Origin of the sequence: Alteromonas genovensis (genome assembly GCF_010500895.1) — a bacterium.
Taxonomy (GTDB): domain Bacteria; phylum Pseudomonadota; class Gammaproteobacteria; order Enterobacterales; family Alteromonadaceae; genus Alteromonas; species Alteromonas genovensis.
On the sequence record NZ_JAAAWO010000004.1, the window covers coordinates 61,593 to 83,420 of the forward strand.

The 21,828-nt window shown below is 45.8% G+C and carries 20 protein-coding genes; 4 read left to right on the plus strand and 16 right to left on the minus strand.

All coding sequences use genetic code 11. From position 1 onward, the window contains the following. Positions 1-45: 45 nt before the first annotated feature. From GTQ48_RS06875 to GTQ48_RS06935, 13 genes are all read right to left on the minus strand, one after another. Positions 46-1,686 (minus strand): acetolactate synthase large subunit, encoded by a 1,641-nt coding sequence (locus tag GTQ48_RS06875; protein WP_163105812.1) that lies wholly within the window; start codon positions 1,684-1,686, stop codon positions 46-48. 133 nt (positions 1,687-1,819) lie between these two features. Continuing rightward, positions 1,820-2,233: a DUF4112 domain-containing protein gene (locus tag GTQ48_RS06880; RefSeq protein WP_163105814.1), complete on the minus strand. Its 414-nt coding sequence runs from the start codon at positions 2,231-2,233 to the stop codon at positions 1,820-1,822. A 149-nt stretch (positions 2,234-2,382) separates the two neighbouring features. Next, entirely contained in the window at positions 2,383-3,462 is a 1,080-nt protein-coding gene (gene hemH, locus GTQ48_RS06885; RefSeq protein WP_163105816.1) for a ferrochelatase, read from the minus strand. Between the two features lie 186 nt (positions 3,463-3,648). After that, positions 3,649-5,250 carry an AbgT family transporter gene (locus GTQ48_RS06890; RefSeq protein ID WP_275405612.1) on the minus strand — a complete coding sequence of 534 codons (1,602 nt, stop codon included), beginning with the start codon at positions 5,248-5,250 and terminating at the stop codon, positions 3,649-3,651. 307 nt (positions 5,251-5,557) lie between these two features. Then, entirely contained in the window at positions 5,558-6,439 is an 882-nt protein-coding gene (gene hflC / locus GTQ48_RS06895) for a protease modulator HflC (RefSeq protein ID WP_163105818.1), read from the minus strand. A gap of 5 nt (positions 6,440-6,444) precedes the next feature. After that, the gene (gene hflK, locus GTQ48_RS06900) at positions 6,445-7,596 is read right to left on the minus strand and encodes an FtsH protease activity modulator HflK (RefSeq protein WP_163105819.1); all 1,152 of its coding nucleotides are present in this window, start codon (positions 7,594-7,596) and stop codon (positions 6,445-6,447) included. Positions 7,597-7,663: 67 nt separating this feature from the next. After that, complete coding sequence (gene hflX, locus GTQ48_RS06905; RefSeq protein WP_163105821.1) at positions 7,664-8,953, minus strand: ribosome rescue GTPase HflX; 1,290 nt, start codon at positions 8,951-8,953, stop codon at positions 7,664-7,666. A 17-nt stretch (positions 8,954-8,970) separates the two neighbouring features. Beyond that, positions 8,971-9,222 carry an RNA chaperone Hfq gene (gene hfq / locus GTQ48_RS06910; RefSeq protein WP_032097709.1) on the minus strand — a complete coding sequence of 84 codons (252 nt, stop codon included), beginning with the start codon at positions 9,220-9,222 and terminating at the stop codon, positions 8,971-8,973. 77 nt (positions 9,223-9,299) lie between these two features. Further along, a complete protein-coding gene (gene miaA, locus GTQ48_RS06915; protein ID WP_163105823.1) occupies positions 9,300-10,235 on the minus strand; it encodes a tRNA (adenosine(37)-N6)-dimethylallyltransferase MiaA in 936 nt (311 codons plus the stop codon). 1 nt (position 10,236) lies between these two features. Further along, positions 10,237-12,129 (minus strand): DNA mismatch repair endonuclease MutL, encoded by a 1,893-nt coding sequence (gene mutL, locus GTQ48_RS06920; RefSeq protein WP_163105824.1) that lies wholly within the window; start codon positions 12,127-12,129, stop codon positions 10,237-10,239. 92 nt (positions 12,130-12,221) lie between these two features. Beyond that, positions 12,222-13,583: an N-acetylmuramoyl-L-alanine amidase gene (locus tag GTQ48_RS06925; protein WP_163105826.1), complete on the minus strand. Its 1,362-nt coding sequence runs from the start codon at positions 13,581-13,583 to the stop codon at positions 12,222-12,224. A gap of 58 nt (positions 13,584-13,641) precedes the next feature. Continuing rightward, on the minus strand, positions 13,642-14,124 hold the full coding sequence (tsaE, locus tag GTQ48_RS06930; protein WP_032097705.1) for a tRNA (adenosine(37)-N6)-threonylcarbamoyltransferase complex ATPase subunit type 1 TsaE: 483 nt from the start codon (positions 14,122-14,124) through the stop codon (positions 13,642-13,644). 80 nt (positions 14,125-14,204) lie between these two features. Continuing rightward, entirely contained in the window at positions 14,205-15,707 is a 1,503-nt protein-coding gene (locus tag GTQ48_RS06935) for an NAD(P)H-hydrate dehydratase (protein WP_163105827.1), read from the minus strand. Between the two features lie 6 nt (positions 15,708-15,713). On the opposite strand from GTQ48_RS06935, the gene queG reads away from it, so the two are divergent. After that, positions 15,714-16,871 carry a tRNA epoxyqueuosine(34) reductase QueG gene (queG, locus tag GTQ48_RS06940; protein WP_163105829.1) on the plus strand — a complete coding sequence of 386 codons (1,158 nt, stop codon included), beginning with the start codon at positions 15,714-15,716 and terminating at the stop codon, positions 16,869-16,871. A gap of 54 nt (positions 16,872-16,925) precedes the next feature. On the opposite strand, the gene GTQ48_RS06945 is transcribed toward queG, so the two are convergent. From GTQ48_RS06945 to nudC, 3 genes are all read right to left on the minus strand, one after another. Beyond that, the gene (locus GTQ48_RS06945) at positions 16,926-17,465 is read right to left on the minus strand and encodes a hypothetical protein (protein ID WP_163105830.1); all 540 of its coding nucleotides are present in this window, start codon (positions 17,463-17,465) and stop codon (positions 16,926-16,928) included. Positions 17,466-17,540: 75 nt separating this feature from the next. Continuing rightward, complete coding sequence (gene hemE / locus GTQ48_RS06950) at positions 17,541-18,632, minus strand: uroporphyrinogen decarboxylase (protein WP_052010364.1); 1,092 nt, start codon at positions 18,630-18,632, stop codon at positions 17,541-17,543. Positions 18,633-18,900: 268 nt separating this feature from the next. Continuing rightward, positions 18,901-19,734: an NAD(+) diphosphatase gene (gene nudC / locus GTQ48_RS06955; protein ID WP_163105831.1), complete on the minus strand. Its 834-nt coding sequence runs from the start codon at positions 19,732-19,734 to the stop codon at positions 18,901-18,903. 732 nt (positions 19,735-20,466) lie between these two features. Between nudC and GTQ48_RS06960 the strand changes: the two genes are divergently transcribed. The 3 genes from GTQ48_RS06960 to GTQ48_RS06970 are packed head-to-tail and all read left to right on the plus strand — an operon-like array spanning position 20,467 to position 21,821. Continuing rightward, positions 20,467-20,940 (plus strand): transcriptional repressor, encoded by a 474-nt coding sequence (locus GTQ48_RS06960; RefSeq protein WP_163105833.1) that lies wholly within the window; start codon positions 20,467-20,469, stop codon positions 20,938-20,940. Then, complete coding sequence (locus tag GTQ48_RS06965; protein ID WP_032097700.1) at positions 20,930-21,394, plus strand: chemotaxis protein CheX; 465 nt, start codon at positions 20,930-20,932, stop codon at positions 21,392-21,394. The genes GTQ48_RS06960 and GTQ48_RS06965 overlap by 11 nt, the downstream gene beginning before the upstream one ends. Continuing rightward, the gene (locus tag GTQ48_RS06970; RefSeq protein WP_239060033.1) at positions 21,384-21,821 is read left to right on the plus strand and encodes a secondary thiamine-phosphate synthase enzyme YjbQ; all 438 of its coding nucleotides are present in this window, start codon (positions 21,384-21,386) and stop codon (positions 21,819-21,821) included. The genes GTQ48_RS06965 and GTQ48_RS06970 overlap by 11 nt, the downstream gene beginning before the upstream one ends. The last annotated feature ends 7 nt before the right edge of the window (positions 21,822-21,828 follow it).

Sequence of the window (21,828 nt, forward strand, 5' to 3'; positions counted from 1 at the left end):
GCTGTTTTGACTTGCTGCTCTAATACACTGCATCAGCGCGCAATATCACAACTTAGCACTGAGTTCTTTAATGGTATGGTTGAGCGTTTCATCGTTCATGCTGTAATCGATGGGGCAATCGATGATGTGAACGCCCGGGGTCTGTAAACAGCGCTCAACCATGGGAATAAGTACGTCGGTATCATCCACTCTCCAGCCCTGCGCACCATAGCTTTGAGCGTATTTAACAAAATTGGGGTTGCCATAGTCCAACCCAAATTCGTCGAACGCCATGTTGGCCTGCTTCCACTTGATCATGCCGTAGGCGTCATCTCGTAAAATAATCACCACGAGATCAAGTTTAAGCCTTACGGCGGTTTCTATTTCTTGGCTATTCATCATAAAGCCGCCGTCGCCGCATACACTCAGCACGGGAACGTCTGGATTCACTAATTTTGCAGCCATTGCAGATGGTAATCCGGCGCCCATACTGGCTAAGGCATTGTCGAGTAAAAGGGTATTGGGGTGATAAGCGGGATAATTACGAGCAAACCAAATTTTATAGATACCGTTATCAAGGGTCACAATGCCGTTGTCGGGCATCACCTTTCTAATATCTCTCACAAAGCGCTCTGGCAATATTGGAAAACGATTGTCGTCTTCGGCCTCTGCACGATGATGCACATAAGCTTCATGAACGTCTTTGTAAAAATCGAGCTTCCAGTCCTTTTGCGGCGTAATTTCTTCTTTAATTTGCCAAATGCTATTAGCAATGTCGCCAACAACTTCAAGCTGCGGGAAATACACAGGGTCTACTGCAGCGGGGTCGAAGTTAACGTGAATCACTTTCTTATCGTTGTGATGCATAAAGAAGGGCGGCTTCTCTACCACGTCATGGCCTACATTAATAATAAGGTCTGCCCGCTCAATAGCTCGGTGTACAAAGTCACCGTCCGATAGTGCCGTGTTGCCGGCAAATCGCGGGTCGCTCTCGTTAAGCACGCCTTTACCCATTTGCGTGGTCACAAATGGAATACAGGTTTTATCCACAAATTCGCGGAGCATTTTAGCGGTAAGCTTTCGATTAGCCCCGGCACCAATTAATAGCAGTGGCGACGTTGCATTTTCTATCATAGATACGGCAGAAGACACCGCTTTGTATTCCGCAATAGGCCGTCTTGCCACATTTGGCTCTAAGAGGTGCGCGGTAGTTTGTTCTGCAGCAATGTCCTCTGGTAGTTCAATGTGAACCGCGCCAGGTCGCTCTTCGTGAGCCAGTCGAAATGCTTCCCTCACCGTCGAGGGTATTCTGTCACCGCTTACCACCTGCGTGGTAAATTTGGTGATAGGACGCATCATGTCCACAATATCGATGACTTGAAAGCGCCCCTGCTTGCTGGTTTTAATAGGTTTTTGGCCCGTTATCATCAACATGGGCATAGCGCCAAGTTGCGCATAAGCAGCGGGAGTGACTAAATTCGTTGCTCCTGGGCCAAGTGTGGCCAGACACACCCCTACCTTACCGGTTAATCGCCCGTAGGTAGCGGCCATAAAGCCAGCACCCTGCTCGTGCCGCGTAAGCACAAGCTTGATGGATGAGGAACGCAATGATTCAAGCAGGTCTAAATTTTCTTCACCTGGAATACCGAACACGTACTCAACGCGTTCGGCCTCAAGTGCCTTCACAAATAAATCAGACGCTTTCATATACCACACACTCCTTTGTTGAATTAAATTCAAATAGTGCCTATTGCTACGCACTTAAGCCAAAAATCGATTGGTGTGGCTATAACAATAGGTGAATTGTGGTGTTTGTGCCCAATGATCGTAGAATTTGTACCTAACTATTTTGCTGTTCAGCTTCCCATTGTTCGAGCTTTTCTTTGGTGGCTGCATCTACCGATGCTTTATTCTCACTTACCCACCAGCGTTCCATTACTCGCACATTTTTTTGATTTGCTTTGTAAAACACGTCGATGATGTCGCCAACAAAGGGAATAAAGCCTAAACCAAAATCGATGGCAGAATTTTTTACCATCTGCGCAACTAAGGCGCTCGGCATACCAAGAGATTTACCAAGCCAAACAATGCGCAAAGAAACGAATAACATGAGTGCATCACCTGCACCAGGGATTAAGCCGACAATAGAATCCAAGCCAATTTTGATAGGGATGAAAGGGAGCTTAATCGCAGTATCTAATAAGTTGGCGAGCTTTTGCGCCTTCAGTAATGCCGGTGGTGCTTTAACGTCCATATTCACTCCTTTTTGGGCATACTGCCCTGATGTAAATTAACAATGAGGCATTAACATTAACATGCCCCATTTGAATGACCAGAGCTCAAACCAAGCCCCATATTTTAGGGCGTATAATAAGACATATACTTCGGGGCGCTATTTTGAGCTTAAACTTCAGAACCTAGGGCTTTAGCCAATCCTGCGCGCACCGAATTGTCAGATTCTACTGTCCAACCGTGAAGGTTTTCTTGGACAATATCAAATAACACATCGATGTGTTCTTCGTCGCTATTTAGCGCGTCAATATATTCATAACGCTCTCCGCCTGCTTCCATGAAGTACTCGTGGTTCTCTTCGCCTATCTCTTCGATGGTTTCTAGACAGTCAGCGGAAAATCCCGGGCACATCACTTGGATTGACTTAACCCCTTTGCCAGGAAGCCCTTTTAACGTTTCGTCAGTGTACGGCTTTAGCCATTCTTCTCGCCCAAAGCGGGATTGGAATGTCGTCATGTATTCATCATGAGATAGGCCGAGCTTTTCAGCAAGTAAGCGTGATGTCTTGTGGCATTCGCAGTGATAAGGGTCGCCATTCATCAAGTAACGCTTTGGAATACCATGATAGGAAAGAATAAGTTTATCGGCACGACCATGTTTTTCCCAGTGCGCTTTCACCTTATTGGCAAGGGCTTCGATAAAGTTACTTCTATCATTGTAGTGGTTGATAAAACGCAGTTCAGGTAACCAACGTCTTTTCGTAAAATCATTTGCTATCGCATCGAACGTAGAGCCTGTAGTGGATGCACTGTATTGAGGATAAAGGGGCAGCACTACCAACTTCCTCACCCCGTTTTCTAACATTTTATCAATAGTATCGCTAATGGCCGGTTGACCGTAACGCATGGCAAAATCGACAATAACATCATCGCCATACTTTTCTTTACAGCGCTGTGCGATAGCTTCTGACTGGGCCTTGGTAATCGATAATAATGGTGAGCCTTCGTCTGTCCATACCGTTGAATACGCTTCAGCAGAGCGCTTTGGGCGAATATTCAAAATAACCATATTCAGAATAAACCACCAAATAATACGAGGCACTTCCACAACTCGCGGATCTGATAAAAACTCTTTCAGATAGGGGCGTAGCGCTTGCTTAGTTGGTGCTTGAGGTGTGCCTAAGTTGGTCACCAGCACACCAATTTTATCCGCCTGGGAGTGAGTAAAACCTTTATTCGATTTGTATTTCATTAAAAGCAGTCCGAAAAGTACAACGTTATGACACTATTATACTGAATTAAGGGTCGTTATGATCTCTTGTACGCCTATAAATACGCAATTGAATTGATAGGATATTCAGATTAAAACAAAAAGGGCGCGAGATAAAATCTCACGCCCTTTTCTGACAAATACTTATCACTTTCAAAGTGATAGAGGCTAAGGCTGGTAGTAGGTTGCAGCACCTGGCCCTACCGGCATACCTAGTAAGAATACCCAGACGTAAAACAAAATAGTCCACCCAATAACAAATACCATTGAATAAGGCAGCATCATTGCGATGAGCGTTCCCATTCCTAAATCTTTCTTATATCGCGCTGCCATAGCTAATATAAGCCCGAAATAACTCATCATAGGTGCGATAACATTGGTCACTGAGTCACCAATTCTATACGCCGCCTGAATCACTTCAGGCGCATAGCCAATTAGCATAAGCATGGGAACGAAGATGGGGGCGGTAACAGCCCACTGTGCTGAAGCACTGCCTAGTGAAAGATTGACCACGCCACACATCAAAATAAACAGGATAAATACAGAGGGTCCATCTAGGCCAGCGGCTTGTAATAGCGCCGCGCCTTTTACCGCCAATACCGTGCCTAAGTTTGTCCATTTGAAAAATGCTACAAACTGAGCGGCGAAAAACACCAACGTAATATACAACCCCATTGCGCCCATACTTTTTGACATGGCGTCGATAACGTCTTTATCGCCTTTCATAGAACCTGTCACCTTGCCATAAACAAAACCGGGAACCGCAAACGTAATAAAAATAAAGGCGACAATGCCTTTTAGGAAGGGGGAACCCGCAACTTCGCCTGTCTCAGGATGGCGCAAGATACCATTTTCAGGAACCACCGTAAGTGCCAAAATAGCGCACACTAAGGCAAATGAAATACCCGCCCAACGCAACCCTTTCTTCTCAAGGTCGGTAGGCGCATCCATTGACTGACTACCTAGGTCGATAGACGCTTCAGAAGGGTCGTATTGCCCAAGTCTGGGCTCAACCACTTTTTCGGTAACTAACGCGCCCATTGTGGCCACCACAAAAGTACTGATAAACATGAAGTACCAGTTTACTTCAGGGCCAACCGCGTAGTCTGGGTCTATCATGTGCGCAGCTGCTTCGGTTATACCAGAAAGAAGAGGATCCACCGTACCCAGCAGCAAGTTGGCACTGTATCCTGCCGATACGCCAGCAAAGGCTGCCGCCAAGCCCGCTAAGGGGTGTCGTCCTAGAGAATGAAATATCATTGCCGCCAGGGGGATAAGAACAACATAGCCCAGCTCAGATGCGGTATTTGACACAATACCCGCAAACACCACAGCAAAAGTCACAGCGCGTTTAGACGCATTCATCACGAGTGCCCGCATGGCCGCCGAAAGCAGCCCAGAATGCTCCGCCACCGATACGCCAAGTAGCGCAACCAATACCGTTCCAAGTGGAGCAAAACCAGTAAAGTTAGTCACTAGACCCGTCACAATGCGTTGCAGTCCCTCTGCGCTCATTAACGAGATAACTTCAATCATTCCATCAGCTTCTCGGCCTTTGGCACCCTCTGGGCGAGGGTCGACCACAGCTAAGTCAAAATAACCGAGAATACCGCTGAGTAAGACGATAAATACCGATAGCAGTGCAAACAGGGTGACGGGGTGTGGAAGTAAATTCCCTAACCATTCTACCGTTGCCAGAAACCGCGAAAATAAACCACCTTGTCCGCCATTATCACCGGCAGACTTTATTTGTTTGTTGTCCGTTGTCAAAACGTTCCCTCTGTCGTTATAGCGTGCCTGCTTAATATGCTCGTTGCTGGGAAGGCAAAGATGCGTTGTGTGATATGCATAAAGCAACAAAGATCACGGCGTAGTTAGCGGCACTTTTATTGTAAATTCCATGGCATTTTATCGGATTTAACACGACTTTGGCAGAGCGAGGTATAAATGAGGTATTTATCTTATAAAGACATCCAGAATAAACCATTAAGATATGTTGCTAAAACAGATACTTGCCACTTTACAGCAGGCATAAAAAAGCCAGCCCGAAGGCTGGCTTTTCAATGCCTAAATTGGCTTATTTAGCTTGTGATTGGTTCATATATTTGAAGAAATCACTGTCAGGCGCAATAACCATGATGTCTTGCTTACTAGAGAAACTCTTCTTATAAGCATCCATACTGCGAAGGAAGCTGTAGAAGTCTGAGTTTTTCGAGTACACGTCAGCGTATATTTGCGCTGCTAGGGCGTCACCTTCACCGCGTAACTGTCTAGCATTACGCTCGGCATCAGCAAGCATAACCGTCACTTTCGCATCAATGTTTGCGCGGATCACTTCCGCTTGCTCTTGACCTTCCGAACGGTGCTCACGAGCAACGGCAGCACGCTCAGCTCGCATACGCTGGAAAATAGAGTTACTGACTTCTGTTGGCAGGTTAATTTGCTTCACTCGCACATCAACAATCTGTATACCCAACTCATCAGATGACGTAGACGCTTGCTCCATTGCTTGGTTCATCAGTGCTGAACGTTCGCCTGAAACAATTTGCGCAATAGTTCTAGTACCAAATTCTGAACGCAGACCGTTATTCACCTTTTGCTTCAATAGTGCTTCGGCTTGTAGCTTGTTGCCACCCGTAGATAGGTAGTAACGAGCAAAGTCGTCGATGCGCCATTTCACGTATGAGTCAACAATCAGGTCTTTCTTCTCACTGGTTACGAAGCGGTCCGGTGAGCCATCTAGCGTTTGAATACGCGCATCTAAACGACGTACAGAATCAATAAACGGTAGTTTAAAGTGCAAGCCTGGCGTGAATACTCGTGTCTCGCCAGTGGCTTCATCACGCTGTATTTTACCGAATTGGATTACAATAGCTCGTTCGCCCTCTTTAACGGCAAACAAAGAGCCCGACGCCAGTAGCACTAGGAGAACGACAACAGCAATAATTATGTTTTTCATAGCAATTATCTCCCTTCTCTAAATGATTCGCCGCGCAGGCCTGATGTCGGAGTACTGTTAAGGTTACGACCGCCTTCATTAGTTACCGGCATTTGTAGTCCTTCCAGCGTACTTCTCGACGTTGGCTTAGCATTCTCACGCTGACGGTCCATAATCTTATCTAGTGGTAGATACATCATGTTGTTACCGCCCTTACTGTCCACAAGGATTTTGCTAGAATTACTCAGCACTTCTTCCATTGTTTCAAGGTAAATACGCTCACGGGTTACCACAGGCGCACGTTCAAACTGAGGCAGCAACTCTTCAAAGCGTGCTACTTCACCTTGGGCTTCCAAGGTAACGCGTTCTTTGTATGCTTGCGCTTCTTCATTCATACGATTGACCTGACCACGCGCTCGTGGCTCAATCTCTCTTGCGTATGCTTCAGCTTCACGGATGAAACGCTGCTCATCCTCCTGTGCCGCTATCGCGTCATCAAATGCGTCTTTAACTTGCTCTGGCGGACGGGCATCCCTGAAGTTCATATCAATAATTGATACACCCATGTTATAGGGTTCAATAATACCTTGAAGCTCTTCCCACACACGTTGGCGAGTTAGCTCACGACCGTCTGTTAACACGTCATCCATTCTAGAATGACCAACAACATAGCGAATTGCACTGTCTAACGACTGGCTTAAGCTACGGTCTGGATCTTCTACTGCAAACGTCCAGCGAACAGGGTCAACAACGCGAAATTGCATTTCCATTTGAACACTGACCACGTTCTCGTCTTCTGTCAGCATTGAACCTGATGAAGATTGGTCTCTGATAGACTGAACGTCTACCGGTATCACAGAGTCGATAAACGTAGGGGCCCAGCGTAAACCTGGCTCCACTTGTTTATGATACTCTCCAAAACGCAAAACAACGCCTTGCTCAGCCTCTCTAATTGTGTAAAAGCCGCTTATAATCCAAATGGCTATGAGTAGCCCAGCTAAAATACCAGCACCGATACCGCCTAGGCTTTTACCTGAACCGCCACCATTGCCACCTGATTTACCAAACTTACCGAATAAGTTTTTAAATACATCATCTAAATCTGGGGGACCTTGCTCTCGGCCTCCGCGATTCTTCCACGGGTCGTTTTTATTGCCACCCGGCTCATTCCAAGCCATGCTGATACTCCATAGATTACAGTTTTATTTTTTAAGTTCGCATGCATTATCAACGCTTTCGCACTGATTAATGTCGCACAACATACTCTGATATTCCGTTTTCTAGACGCTTTTCAAGTCTATTCCAATCGGCAGCTGGCATTCTCACATCCACTACCCAATCGCCCTGATTGTCATACTCTTCGTTGGAAATGCAGTTTAGCTCGTAAAGCACTCCACGAAGACGGCTATGTGCCGGAGGTATCTTCAAGGTATAATTTACCATGCTTTTGGCTAGGCATTCGGTGAGTGCTTGACCAAGAAGCTCAGTACCCTCACCAGATTGGGCTGATAGCCACACTCGGGTTGGAATACCTTCATCGTTTCTTTCTATACGCGGTTCGACATCGTCTAGTTTATCAATCTTATTACAGATTAGTAATTGTTGTATCTCGCCTGCGTCAATTTCTTCTAAAACGTTATTAACTTCATCCATCGTCTCACGATATTTGGCATCTGCAATATCGACGACGTGAAGCAATAGATCAGCCTCTTGGGTCTCTTGCAGCGTCGCTTTAAATGCGGCAACAAGGTCGTGGGGAAGATGACGGATAAAACCAACCGTGTCGGCAAGAATAGCCGGCCCAACATCCTGCAGATCAATTTTCCTGAGTGTAGGGTCAAGGGTGGCAAACAACTGGTCGGCAGCGTAGACGTGTGAATCTGTAATGGTATTAAACAGTGTCGATTTACCCGCATTTGTATAGCCAACTAAGGATACCGTTGGTATTTCGGCTCGTTTGCGCGAACGTCTTCCTTGTTCACGTTGTTTCTGAACCTTTTCTAACCGGCGTAGAATGGCTTTAATACGCCCGCGTAATAAGCGACGATCAGTTTCTAACTGCGTTTCACCCGGCCCGCGTAATCCTATACCCCCTTTCTGGCGCTCAAGGTGAGTCCAGCCTCGTATTAAACGAGTAGAGATATGGCGTAGCTGTGCTAGCTCCACTTGAAGTTTACCTTCATGAGTTCTAGCGCGTTGGGCAAAGATATCGAGTATTAGACCTGTTCTGTCTAATACTCTGCATTTACACACAGCCTCGAGATTTCGCTCCTGTGAGGGAGAGAGGGAGTGATTGAAAATAACTACGTTGGCATCGTGTGCCTTAACAGCAGCAGCTATTTCCTCTGCTTTACCTGATCCGACGAAGAATTTTGCATGGGGTGCACTGCGCGAGGTAGTAATAACCTCAACGGCATTGACACCGGCTGAAGACACAAGTAGCTCAAGCTCACTTAAGTCTTCTTTGCTGTTCTCATCAGAAAAATGTATATGAACAAGTACAGCCTGTTCACCGGCTTCATAACGGTCAAACAAGCGCGTTACCTTTTAGTTTATTCAGTTTTAGTATTTTCGGAATCTCCTGTTGTGCTTGGCATTGTGATAGCACGTGCTGGAACAACTGTTGAAATTGCATGTTTGTAAACCATTTGGCTCACTGTGTTCTTCAGTAAAATAACAAATTGATCGAAAGACTCAACTTGTCCCTGAAGTTTAATTCCATTTACCAGATAAATAGATACTGGGATACGTTCCTTGCGCAAAGCGTTCAAGAATGGGTCTTGTAAAGATTGCCCTTTAGCCATTTGTAATCCTTAGTTTTTATTATTAGCGGGCGCTGTTTCACTCCGCCTCACGTCTATTGTATACCACACTCAATCGTTTAGAGTGTGACTCGTGCTGCAATTTTAGTCAATTTATCGTTAGCAAATGTGTCTAACCACGTCACATCTTGCCAACCACGTAACCAAGTAAGCTGTCTTTTGGCAAGCTGCCTAGTCGCAATGATGCCGCGTTCACGCATATCATCGTAACTAAGTTGTCCTTCAAAGTACTGCCACATCTGCCTATACCCCACAGATCGAATAGAAGGTAACTCGTCAGAAAGATCACCTCGCTCGTATAACTTTTTTACTTCGTCTTCAAAGCCTTCAGCAAGCATTAAGTCGAACCTGCGCTCTATTCGCTCATGTAGTATAGATCTATCTTCAGGCGCTATAGCAAACTGGGTTATCTCATAAGGGCACTTTGTACCCTCTTGCTGCTGCCAGTGAGTCAGGGTTTTTCCTGTACTGCGATAGACCTCTAGCGCTCGCGTGATACGTTGAGGATCGTTTGGATGAATTCTTTCTCCGCTTACCGCATCGACATCCTTGAGTTCGTTATGTAAATGCGTCCATCCTGACGCTTGTGCTTCACGGTTAATCTGCTCGCGAATAACTTCGTTTGACTTAGGTAGTGACGAAATTCCATTTATCAAGGCATTAAAGTACATCATTGTACCTCCTACCAACATGGGTAGCTTGCCACGACCATGTATTTCACCAATAAGTCGCGTTGTATCGTTCACAAATTGCGACACCGAATAACTTTCAGCGGGGTCGATTATGTCGATAAGGTGATGGTGAACCACCGACTGTTCTTGCTCAGTGGGTTTCGCCGTACCTATGTTCATGCCTTTGTAAACCAAGGCAGAATCAACGCTGATAATCTCGCATTCAGTGTGCTTAGCAACATCTAGTGCCAAAGCCGTTTTGCCTGATGCCGTCGGACCCATTATTGCTAATACAGGAGAAGCAGTTTCTATGCCAATAGACATATTATTCTCCCCACGCTTTTAGTATGTCGTTTATCGAGCGCACTTTAGCAAATTGCTCAATATATTCCCATTGTTTAGACAGACTTTGCTGCTCCAACCAGTACCATACTGCCGCTGACGATTGTTCATCAATATCTTCATTTGGAATAACGACCTTATCGGCGATGCTTTGTGGCGTTGTTAGCGAAGCACACAGCAGGTGCTCGAACCACTTTATCCAAGGCAAATGTCTGCAGCCTGCCGGCACTTGTTGCAAGCGATATTTCCCCGCCACTTTGTTGATGTCAAAGTTCAGTTGTGACAGCACGTCTAGCGTAGATTGGGTAACCTCGTCGGCATGAATAGCCACCGGCATTAGCAAGGGCTGTTCATGCTGAGCCTTACAGAATAACTCTGTTAACCATAACCCAATGAGGTTTTCTGCAGAGAGTAGGAATACGCTATCCTGTTTTGGATACACTCTGTGCATGGCGGTAAGACTTGTGTACGCTAGACCGTTTTGATCAAGTCCGCTCTCGTTTAACCTGTCCTTATTTGGCGTCATTAAGGCGTTGAACCCAGCCTGATAAGCTGCAGAGGGCCCTTTACTCTGCCGTTGAAATTGGGCCATTCGGTTAGGTGAAGACGATCCACTTCCCTCGCCAGAACTTGGCGTACCTTCACCTACTCTATCTGGATACGAGTGAGACGGACCTGTATGCAATTGATGGGCAGAACCCGAATTCTCAGTGTGCGCATTCTCAGTATGTAAGGCAGGGGGGCGCGAGTTGGCGGCGTCTAAAGGGCGAATGTAGCCATGCTCCACCTTGGGATTCATGTAATCGGAAGTTTGTTCGCCGCCAATTTGGCCCTCGCCATGGTGCTGGTAATTGGGGCCGCCGGGGTCGCTGGTGTCGTTATTTAGCGCGTTTAATGCGTCGCAAACGCTTTTACATATGAAATCATGTACCAGGCGACTTTGTTGAAATCGCACTTCGTGTTTTGCGGGATGAACGTTTACGTCGACATCTTTTGGGTTCAAGCTCAGGTAAACAACAAAACTGGGTTGCTCAACCACACCCCACACGCTTTCATAAGCTTGGCGAATAGCGTGTGTAATAAGCTTATCTCGCATTCCTCGACTATTTACAAAGCTAAACTGACAGTCGTTGCTACTTCTTAGCATGACTTCATTGCCTAGCCATGCATCAATAGTCAATCCGTCGTACTGCGTATTAATATGCACTGCATTTTGAATAAATTTTTGACCCACTACTGCGGCAATACGACGCTCCATACTGCCCGCTTTATCAGCGATATACCGCTTAATGACCTTATCGTTGTGCCTAAGAATGAAAGAGACGTGAGGGTAACTCAACGCCACACGTTTAATCACATCTTCAATATGTTGAAATTCAGTTTTTTCCGTTCGTAAAAACTTGCGTCGTGCCGGCGTATTATAGAAAAGATCAGCGACATCGATTGTGGTTCCCACGGGGTGTGCAGCCGGTTTAACCGCCACCGACATATCTCGGCCCTCACAATAGGCTTCCCATGCTTCGCTTTGCGACTGCGTTTTAGATGTAAGCGTTAGACGCGTTACTGAGCTAATACTCGCGAGAGCTTCACCACGAAAGCCCAGTGAAAGAATTTGTTCTAAATCGTCCAGCGTCGATATTTTACTGGTTGCGTGGCGACTCAATGCAAGCTGCAGTTCGTCTTTCGCAATACCGCTGCCGTTGTCTTTAATGCGAATTCTTTTATGCCCGCCCTTTTCAATATCGATCTCAATTTTTGTAGCACCAGCATCGACACTGTTTTCGAGCAGTTCTTTTACAACAGACGCAGGCCGCTCTACCACTTCACCGGCGGCAATTTGGTTTGCAAGTTGTGGCGATAAAAGCTGTATTGGCAAGGAAACCTCTGTCTTGAAAATAAATAGGCGTTGTTTTGCTAATCAAGCATAGCGATAGCGAATAATTAACAACGAATAAAAAGTATTGTTTCTCAGGTACTGGGGATAGTTAACACTTGCCCGATGCGCACAACATCGTTACGCAAGTTGTTCGCAGCTTTAATACTGCTCACTCTTACGTTGTAACGCTGAGCCAATAACGATAGCGACTCTCCAGAGCGAACACGGTGGGTTCGATTTTTTGCCTTTTCAGCAGCCCACAATGTCCCATCTGGAGGAACCTGTCTAAAGTAGCGCTTAGCCGCATTAAACATGGCTTTTGCTAATCGCTCTCGATATTTAGACCAATTGAGATTCTTTTCTTCTTGAGGGTTTGAAATAAACCCAACTTCTACCAAAATTGAGGGGATATCTGGTGATGTTAACACCGCCAAACTCGCAGCTTGCGGCTTGCGCTTGTGTAAAGACGTTACGGCTTTCAACTCTTCTATGACTTTGTTGCCTAAATCGTGGCTTGTTGCCATGGAATGATCCATAGAAAGCCCCAAGATAGTTTCCGCTAAATAGCGCTCACTGGACTTATCACTAATGACTTCAGCAGCACCACCGAGCAATTCCGAGTGTCGCTCGGTTCTTTCCATCCAGCGTCCTAGTTCTGTATCAGCTCTTCGCATGGACAGCACCCACACTGAACCGCCGCGAGGCTGTGGCTGGGTAAAGGCATCAGCGTGAATAGAGATGAGTAAATCCGCTTTTTTCTGTCGTGCAATTTCTGGGCGTTTATTGGGTGAAAGGTAATAATCGCCAGTGCGCGTCATAATGGCGCGCATACCATCTTCTGCATCGACCATAGCTTGAAGCCGTTTGGCAATGCTCAGGGTTATGTGTTTTTCAAACGAGCCAGCGGGGCCGATTGAGCCAGGGTCTTGTCCGCCATGCCCCGCATCAATGGCAACGATGATGTCGCGGTCGCGCGTACTGCTAGATTCATCAATAACCACACGCTGCTTGGAAGACGAGGTGGCTGAAGAGGAAGCAGGCTTTTGTGCAACTTCGGGCGCACTATCGGCCAAATCAAGGACGAGTCTGTGGCCGTAGGACTTATTTGGCGCGACTGCAAACAATGAGGGTTCGGCATTGCGGTTTAGCTCTACGACAACACGTGCAGAGCTTGCACGTTTAGGTGTTGAATACCGTAACTTTCGCACTAGGCTGCCACTATTTTTAACCGAAGAAAGTTTGAACGTACTCGCCGTGTTTTTTAAATCGATAACCAACCGTAGCGGCTTTTTGAGTGTGAAATAAGTAAAATCCGGTGCAGTATCTACATCAAAAACAATACGTGTCTTGGCAGCATCTGGCGACACTCTCACATCATTGATGGTATTTTGTGCAGCACTGACAGCATGCGTCATCAGACACAACATTAAGACCGATATTATACTGCGCACCATAATTTGCCTTTACGTCTTCACTCTCACGTGGATTACACAAGATGTGATTTTATCGTTTTTATATACGTTTACATTGCTGGAGCAGCTTTGCACCAAGTGCAGATTTTGACTCTAGAACAAACTGCCTACCCGATGGCGTTGCATTTATATTAATCACTAAGTCAGGGGATGCCAAGTACTCTCCCCCCTTTTGTGACCATTCAACAAGCGCAATTGCATCACCGCCAAAATAATCGCGTATGCCCATGAATTCTAATTCTTCAGGGTCTGACAACCGATATAAATCAAAATGATATATATTGACGCTGTCTAACTCATAAGGTTCAACCAGTGTATAGGTAGGACTTTTAACACTACCTGAATGACCAAGTGCTTGAATAAAATAACGGCTAAATGTGGTTTTTCCAGCGCCGAGGTCGCCATTGAGAAAAACGACCACATTAGCGGGCAATTGGCTAGACACTGCTTGAGCAAGGTCTTGGGCTAGTAGCGATGTATCGTCAACATCGCTGGCAAAATAGGAGGACTGCGGGTAAGACATCTACGTTATTCCACTAAAACTAAACTATGCAGTAAATATCTTACAAACCGCAACTCATGAGGGCTTTGATGCTAAAGCACTTATTTGTGGTTTATCAAGCTACGAACCGCATCATAAAAATCACTCGCTATCATACCACGTTGTCCATGCTGTTGGGCAATATCGTCACCCGCTTTTGCATGCAGTACAACGCCGTACTTAGCTGCAATATCGGTCTCTACCCCTTGAGCGAGTAACGCGCCTAAAATACCGCTTAGTACATCGCCACTGCCAGCAGTTGCCATGCCGGGGTTACCGTGTCGACACACCCACGTCTTTTTCTCGTTGTCGATTAACGTACCTGCACCTTTTAACACACACACCGAATGATAGCGCTGTGAACACTGGCGCGCATAGTTAAACCGGTCGCTTTCAACGTCATCTATCGACACGCCTAACAAACGAGCGGCTTCCCCCGCGTGAGGGGTGAGGATACTTTGCGAAAGCGTGAACGCCGTAGACTGCTTACACAGTATATTGAGCGCATCAGCATCAATAACAATAGGCTTATTCGTCTGCTGGCAATGCTTAAGCGTGGTGAAAAAGGCGTCTTCAGCCCACTCATCCTGACCAAGTCCAGGCCCGATAACGACACAACTAGCCCACTGAAGGGCATCGTCTAACTGGCTATCGGTCACCATTAATTCAGGGCGCCCAGCGCTTACCTGCACAACGGAAGATTCGTGAGTATAAACACGCACCATACCCGCACCACTTCGAAGTGCCGCTTCACCCGCTAAACGAATGGCTCCGGCAGTGCCCTTATTACCACCTATACATAACAATCGACCATAGGTGCCTTTATGACTGTGCACGTCCCGTGGTCCCATGCCTTTGAAATGGTCTATGTTTAACATGGTAGCGCTCGCCTTTGCTAACGACTGAAACGCGTTACCAATACCTAAATCAGCATAAACCAATTTACCGCAAGACTGCTTACCCGCTCCGGTTACTAACCCGGGCTTGATGCCGACAAAAGTCACTGTAATATCAGCTTGCACACAGCGACCTAAGCTTTGGCCGGTATTGGCATCTAAACCAGAGGGAACATCAACACTAACCACAGGGGTATCGCTACTGTTTATGGCATCGATAACATCGGCAAACTCGTTTCTGATGTAGCTATTAATTCCCGTGCCCAATAGCCCGTCAATAATCACATCGGCTCGCTCAAGCAGTGATGCATCGAAACATTCCACAGCACCTCCTGAGTCAACCCATCGCTTTTGCGCGAGTCCGGCATCGCCTTCTAACACTCGCTCAGGCTCAATAGCACACACAAATACTTGCTTACCTGCAAGCTTTGCGTTCATTGCGGCTATGTAACCGTCTCCCGCATTATTTCCCTGACCCACAAGAACAAGATAGACATCGGAATTAGGAATGAGCTCTAAGCATTGCTTAAAAACCGCGTCTCCAGCGCGCTGCATCAATGTGAACATGTCACAGTTTGAATTAGCAGCAGCTAACTTTTCATTTTCCCGAACTTGGTCGGCTCGAAATAGTTTGTATGATAAACTTGACGTGAGTTGAGTATCTAGCATGAGAAAATGTCCGCAATTAATTCTATTGATCTCGTTGAGTTAACCCACAATATCAAGGCTTGGGGAGCTGCGCTAGGCTTTCAACAGGTTGGTATCAGCGATATTGATCTACATCAGCACGAAGCCCATTTACAAGCTTGGCTAGACAACGACTACCACGGTGACATGCACTTCATGAAAGCTCATGGCATGAAACGGGCTCGGCCAGACGAATTGGTACCCGGTACGCTAAGAGTAATCAGCGTGCGAATGAATTACCTGCCACCCGACGCATCTTTTGCCAAACACCTTAAAACCTCAGATATTGGCTACATCAGTCGCTATGCGCTTGGGCGAGACTATCATAAAGTGCTCCGCAAGCGACTTAAGCAACTGGGTGAAAAAATTACTGCTGCGTTAAGTGCTATCGAATATCGTGATACTGAATATCGGCCTTTTGTAGACTCTGCCCCTGTGCTAGAGCATGCCATTGCTGAAAAAGCTGGACTAGGCTGGACCGGAAAACACAGTTTAACGCTTAATAAAGAGGCCGGCTCTTGGTTCTTTCTAGGCGAGCTTTTTATCAACTTGCCGTTACCTACCGACTCTCCTATTGAAGAAGGCTGTGGAAGCTGTACAGCCTGTATGACTATTTGCCCAACCAATGCCATTGTAGCCCCATACAAAGTGGATGCGAGACGGTGCATTTCCTATCTTACTATTGAGTCAGGCGAAGATATTCCCGAGGAACTTAGACCCCTAATGGGCAACCGTATTTATGGTTGTGATGACTGCCAGCTTGTTTGCCCTTGGAACCGCTATGCCGATGTTACAACTGAAGAAGATTTTCATCCAAGACAAGTACTGCACGGACAATCCCTCTTAACCTTATTTTCTTGGAGTGAGGAAACCTTTTTAGCCAACACACTGGGCTCACCTATTCGCCGCATTGGTTACGAAAAATGGCAGCGTAACATCGCTGTTGCTATCGGTAATGCTGATTTTAGTGAAGATAATATAGCGCTATTAAAGGCACAAAGAGGAATGGTAAGCGAGCAAGTTGATAGGCATATCGATTGGGCTATGACTCAACAAACTGCAAAAGAACATCACCAAAAAAGCGAACAGCGCAAGCAACAAAGGCTGATCAGAGTCATCGAAAAAGGACTTGTGCGAGACGCCTAGCTAAAGATTATTCGCTCGGGCATGTTATCAAGGTAAGCCCACTTAACCGCGTTCTCAAGCGCTTTTGGTTAACGGGTTTTTAACCGAGGTTGTTTGTTCTTGGGAAACGGTTTTATCTGTCTGCTGTTGTTTATGAGGCATAAAAGTAGCAGTAAATTTTACCACTTCGGTTTGTAAAGCCTCGTCTGATGACTCCAGTACCCCAAAGCTCCACCATGAAGGATTGGGAAGACTCTTTACTGCATCGTTGAGTTCATCTGCCGTGCCAATAAATACACCCACAATCTCGCAAGCGACTTGAGTACAGGCGATATTATCAAGGGAGAATAGTTGCTCGTACGGCGATGTATCAAAAAAGTGAAGCAAATCTTTATGAGCCGCCGACACATCAGCAGTCTCTCTTTCTTCTTTCACTTTATTGATAGGCTTTATAATTTTTAGTTCGCTGGTTTGTGTAGAACGAGAACGCGCTAAGACATCGCTTAGGCGTTCGTGTTCTACTTTTGAGTGGTCTAGTTTCTGTTGATAAGAAACCACCTTAAAACCAGCAATAACAGAAAAAGCGACAAGCAGCACTAACAGCCAGGTTTTCATCGTTTATCCTTTTTCACCTGCTAATGATTAGGGCATGTTGACCCAGCCTGCTGATTTATTTAAACAGGACTCAGATTATTTATGGTACTGCTTGCTTAACTTGTGCACAGAGTCAACGAAAACCCCTGCATTTTCAGGCGGCACGTCTAAGTGAATACCGTGGCCTAAATTGAACACATGACCAGAGCCTTCTCCGTATCCTTTTAAGATGGTGCCCACTTCTTCTTCAATTCGCTGAGCCGGCGCATAAAGCATTGAAGGGTCCATATTCCCCTGCAGAGCGACTTTATCGCCAATACGGGCGCGGGCTTCTTTGATATCGATAGTCCAGTCTAGGCCAACTGCATCACAGCCAGTTGCTGCGATAGACTCTAACCACATACCGCCATTTTTGGTAAACAAGGTAACAGGGACTTTTCGACCTTCGTTTTCTCGCGTCAACCCACTCACGATGCGTTCCATGTATTGTAGCGAGAACTCTTTGTAATCGCGTGGCGATAAAACACCGCCCCAGGTATCAAAAATCATGACTGACTGGGCACCAGCAGCAATTTGCGCATTGAGATACGAGGTGACTGAATCAGCTAATTTTTCCAGTAAGGTGTGCAGTATTGCAGGCTCTGCAAACGCCATTTTCTTAATTTTTGTAAACGCCTTACTTGAGCCACCTTCAATCATATAAGTCGCTAGCGTCCACGGGCTGCCAGAAAAGCCAATTAAGGGAACATCGCCCTTTAACTCTCTGCGAATAGTGCGCACTGCGTTCATCACATACTGCAGCTCGCCTTCAGGATCGGGAATACCAATTTTATCTACGTCGGCTTTACAGGTGATAGGCTTTTTAAAACGCGGGCCTTCCCCTGCTTCAAAATACAGCTCTAATCCCATGGCATCTGGAATGGTTAGGATGTCTGAGAATAAGATTGCTGCATCGAGAGGAAATCTTCGCAGGGGCTGCAACGTTACTTCGCAAGCAAGCTCTGCATTTTTGCACAGTGACATAAAGTCACCCGCCACAGCACGTGTTGCTTTGTATTCTGGTAAGTATCGACCTGCTTGTCGCATCATCCATACGGGTGTTACATCAACCGGCTTTTTCTCCAACGCCCGTAAATAACGGTCGTTCTTTAACGCTGGCTTATCGACATTTGGAATATTTTGCGACATATAACTCACCTGATTTGAGATTAAAATTAAGCGGCGAAATTATACCAGTAATTCCCCTTAAGTGTGTGAAAAACCTTAATTCAAACACATGCTTTCGATGTATGTGCCCCACAGAGCGATGAGTAGTGTGTGTAAATAGCGACAACCCCAATGCACAAATTTACTTGCGCTTTTAAAATACCTTTGCTATTACTATACACGCTAACAAAAAGAAGCCTCTCAGAGGACCGTGCTAAAAAAACCTAGAACCCTGCTCCGGCAGGGTTTTTTATTTGTCGCTTATTAACGACAACGTTTCCGCAATAAGCTGTCCAGCAATTGAGACCTTAGGCGGTATATTGGGTAGCGCATCCACGTCAAACCATTGAGCATCGTCTATTTCATTTTCTTGGCACACGATATCGCCACCGTCGTATTCGGCGATAAATCCAACCATTAATGAATGAGGGAATGGCCACGGCTGACTGTTGAAGTAGCGTAGATTTTTTACTTTTACCCCAACTTCTTCGAAAACTTCTCTGTGAACGGCTTCTTCAAGGCTCTCGCCGCTTTCCACAAACCCAGCTAGCGTAGAGTACATATTTGCTTCTTTGTGTCTGACCCCTTTGGCCAATAACAGCTTTTCTTTATTGTGAATGGCAACGATGATGCAGGGAGATACGCGGGGATAGGTGCGATGTTTACAGCGATGGCATTGCATTGCCATCTCCCAGTTTACACGCTCCATTTCAGCGCCACACTGCCCGCAAAACTTGTGGGTTCGTAAAAAATGGATATATTGCCAAGCTCGACCTAGCACAGAAAACGCTATATTTTGCTGTGTAAATAGAAGCTGGCGCAGTGAAACCCGTTCCCAGCCAGGGCTTTCAATGTGTTCTGAGCCAACGTCAACCACGTATATGGGCGATTCGGTTACCGCAGCATCATTAAGAGGGGGCAATTCATGCACGTCTTCTTGATACGATGCGAGAAACGAAAGCTCCTCAAAGTGCGCCTCCGGCAATATAGGATCGTTCTCTCGCACCACAATTTTTCCACGGCTAAAGATTACCCATATTGCTCTGCGCTTACTGATTTCAGTACCAGATAAATTAATCATCATAGATTAAGTGCCTTCTAATTTTTCTTGCTCATCATAATCACAAAGCTTTGGGCCTTTGCTGCTCATTTTATGAAAAACGCTGACATTCTTCGCATAGCATAAACGAAAGTACGCTTACTGTACGACTTAATGATTCACATTATTTTGGATAATCATGGATAAAATAGCCTTGGCATTTGTGTCGTAAAAGCACAGTGTTATACTGCGAGCAACGTGTTGTAAAAAATAGTGTGACAGTTCAGTCTTTGCATTCCGGTTTTGCGTCTCATCGGTTGGAATAAACAGAGCAAAATCTCAGGTACGATAGATTTATTTTCGCGCCGTGCGATCCCTGACTATGGGGTTTCGCAAAAGTTGTACCTATTTTTGTATAACTGTTTTTTAAAATAGTTATTTTTAAGTAGCTGTTTTTAAATAACAGTGACGCGTGCTAATGCACTTACGGCAGCAACGTTGAGACTGACAGGTACGCTTTTTCTCTGTGTGAGTTTATTGAAAGAATAGTAGTTACGTCAGTATCAGAACTGAAAGTATGAAAGGTTTAGCATTGAAGTACCGCTATTGAAGAAACAATGCGCTAATTTTGAAAAAAGCACGAAAAAGAAATGCTTAACTAAAGTGCTCTATAATATTGTTAAAAGAAGACTTTTTAATAGCCTAATTAATGGCCTAGGTGGTATCTATATAGTGTATAGGTAGTTACTGTAATGGCCGAGCTAATGGTAGCGATACATGAATAATATGACACTCATTCACAAAGCGCGTGCCTACTGCGAACAGCGCGGGGCAAGGTTTACGCCATTGCGAGAGAAAGTGTACGAAATACTGCTTGCCAAACACGGACCTATGGGTGCTTATGAGCTACTTGATTCGCTAAAAGAAACCGAGTCTAGCGCCAAGCCAGCCACCGTTTATCGGGCATTAGATTTTTTACTCGATTTTGGTTTTATTCATCGACTAGAATCTACCAACGCATTTGTAGCCTGTTATCACTTTGGGTGTAATCACCCAGTTCAGTTTTTAATCTGCGATAGCTGTGGCGATGTGGCAGAGATTCAATCCGAAGGTCTTAAGGATACGCTTGACAGTCAGGCTGAAGCACACGGCTTTCGCGTCTCTAAGCAGACTATTGAAGCACATGGACTTTGCGCAGAATGTCAGAAAACGGAAGATTCCACACGTAAGGAGCAAGTACATGAATGCTGAATTTGTAAATCCGTTTATCGGCGGTTTACTCAACGTAATGGAAACAATGGCGCAGACCAAACTTACACCGGGCAAACCAAAGAAAAAACAAAGCGACGTGGCTAAAGGTGATGTGTCAGGACTTATCGGTATGGTGGGTCCAAACGTAAGGGGCTCTATGTCGATTACGTTTGATGAAGCGCTAGCACTTACCATCATGGAGCGCATGGTGGGAGAGCGACCTGAGAAGCTTGACGCTGAAGTGGCCGATATGGTCGGTGAAGTCACTAACATGATTTGCGGAAATGCCAAGCGGGACCTTGCCGAACGAGGTTACGAATTTGGTATGGCAACACCTATTGTAGTGTCTGGTCATCAGCACACAATAAGTCACCAAGTAGACGGTGCGAAAATTATTCTGCCGTTTATGTGTGATGAAGGACTTGCTCATTTGGAAATCTGCTTTGACAAATAATGTTTGGCAGTCTGAAAAAATTACACTGTCTTCCTACCCACGAGGCTTCCACCTCATCACTGAAAAAATTGTAGAAGCCATTCCTTCACTGCATATTGTTGAGGTTGGCTTGTTACATTTGTGGTTACAGCACACAAGCGCCAGCCTCACGGTAAACGAAAATGCCGACCCTACGGTTCGTCAAGATATGGAAGATTATCTTAACCACAGCGTAAGAGAAGACTCCCCTTATTTTAGGCATACCTATGAGGGAAGCGATGATATGCCGGCCCACATTAAATCTAGCCTATTAGGATGCGAAATAACTGTGCCCGTACAGCAAGGAAAACTTGCACTTGGCACGTGGCAAGGTATCATGCTCGGCGAGCACCGCGACAGCGGTGGAAGACGCACTATTATTGCCACACTACAAGGGACAGCAGCTTAGCCCGCAT

What these genes read in the sequence shown, in the direction of transcription:
- GTQ48_RS06875 (WP_163105812.1), bottom strand. Translation starts at nt 1,686, where the DNA reads ATGAAAGCGTCTGATTTATTTGTGAAGGCACTTGAGGCCGAACGCGTT.
- GTQ48_RS06880 (WP_163105814.1), bottom strand. Translation starts at nt 2,233, where the DNA reads ATGGACGTTAAAGCACCACCGGCATTACTGAAGGCGCAAAAGCTCGCC.
- hemH (WP_163105816.1), bottom strand. Translation starts at nt 3,462, where the DNA reads ATGAAATACAAATCGAATAAAGGTTTTACTCACTCCCAGGCGGATAAA.
- hflC (WP_163105818.1), bottom strand. Translation starts at nt 6,439, where the DNA reads ATGAAAAACATAATTATTGCTGTTGTCGTTCTCCTAGTGCTACTGGCG.
- hflK (WP_163105819.1), bottom strand. Translation starts at nt 7,596, where the DNA reads ATGGCTTGGAATGAGCCGGGTGGCAATAAAAACGACCCGTGGAAGAAT.
- hfq (WP_032097709.1), bottom strand. Translation starts at nt 9,222, where the DNA reads ATGGCTAAAGGGCAATCTTTACAAGACCCATTCTTGAACGCTTTGCGC.
- miaA (WP_163105823.1), bottom strand. Translation starts at nt 10,235, where the DNA reads ATGTCTATTGGCATAGAAACTGCTTCTCCTGTATTAGCAATAATGGGT.
- GTQ48_RS06925 (WP_163105826.1), bottom strand. Translation starts at nt 13,583, where the DNA reads ATGGTGCGCAGTATAATATCGGTCTTAATGTTGTGTCTGATGACGCAT.
- tsaE (WP_032097705.1), bottom strand. Translation starts at nt 14,124, where the DNA reads ATGTCTTACCCGCAGTCCTCCTATTTTGCCAGCGATGTTGACGATACA.
- GTQ48_RS06935 (WP_163105827.1), bottom strand. Translation starts at nt 15,707, where the DNA reads ATGCTAGATACTCAACTCACGTCAAGTTTATCATACAAACTATTTCGA.
- queG (WP_163105829.1), top strand. Translation starts at nt 15,714, where the DNA reads ATGTCCGCAATTAATTCTATTGATCTCGTTGAGTTAACCCACAATATC.
- GTQ48_RS06945 (WP_163105830.1), bottom strand. Translation starts at nt 17,465, where the DNA reads ATGAAAACCTGGCTGTTAGTGCTGCTTGTCGCTTTTTCTGTTATTGCT.
- hemE (WP_052010364.1), bottom strand. Translation starts at nt 18,632, where the DNA reads ATGTCGCAAAATATTCCAAATGTCGATAAGCCAGCGTTAAAGAACGAC.
- nudC (WP_163105831.1), bottom strand. Translation starts at nt 19,734, where the DNA reads ATGATGATTAATTTATCTGGTACTGAAATCAGTAAGCGCAGAGCAATA.
- GTQ48_RS06960 (WP_163105833.1), top strand. Translation starts at nt 20,467, where the DNA reads ATGAATAATATGACACTCATTCACAAAGCGCGTGCCTACTGCGAACAG.
- GTQ48_RS06965 (WP_032097700.1), top strand. Translation starts at nt 20,930, where the DNA reads ATGAATGCTGAATTTGTAAATCCGTTTATCGGCGGTTTACTCAACGTA.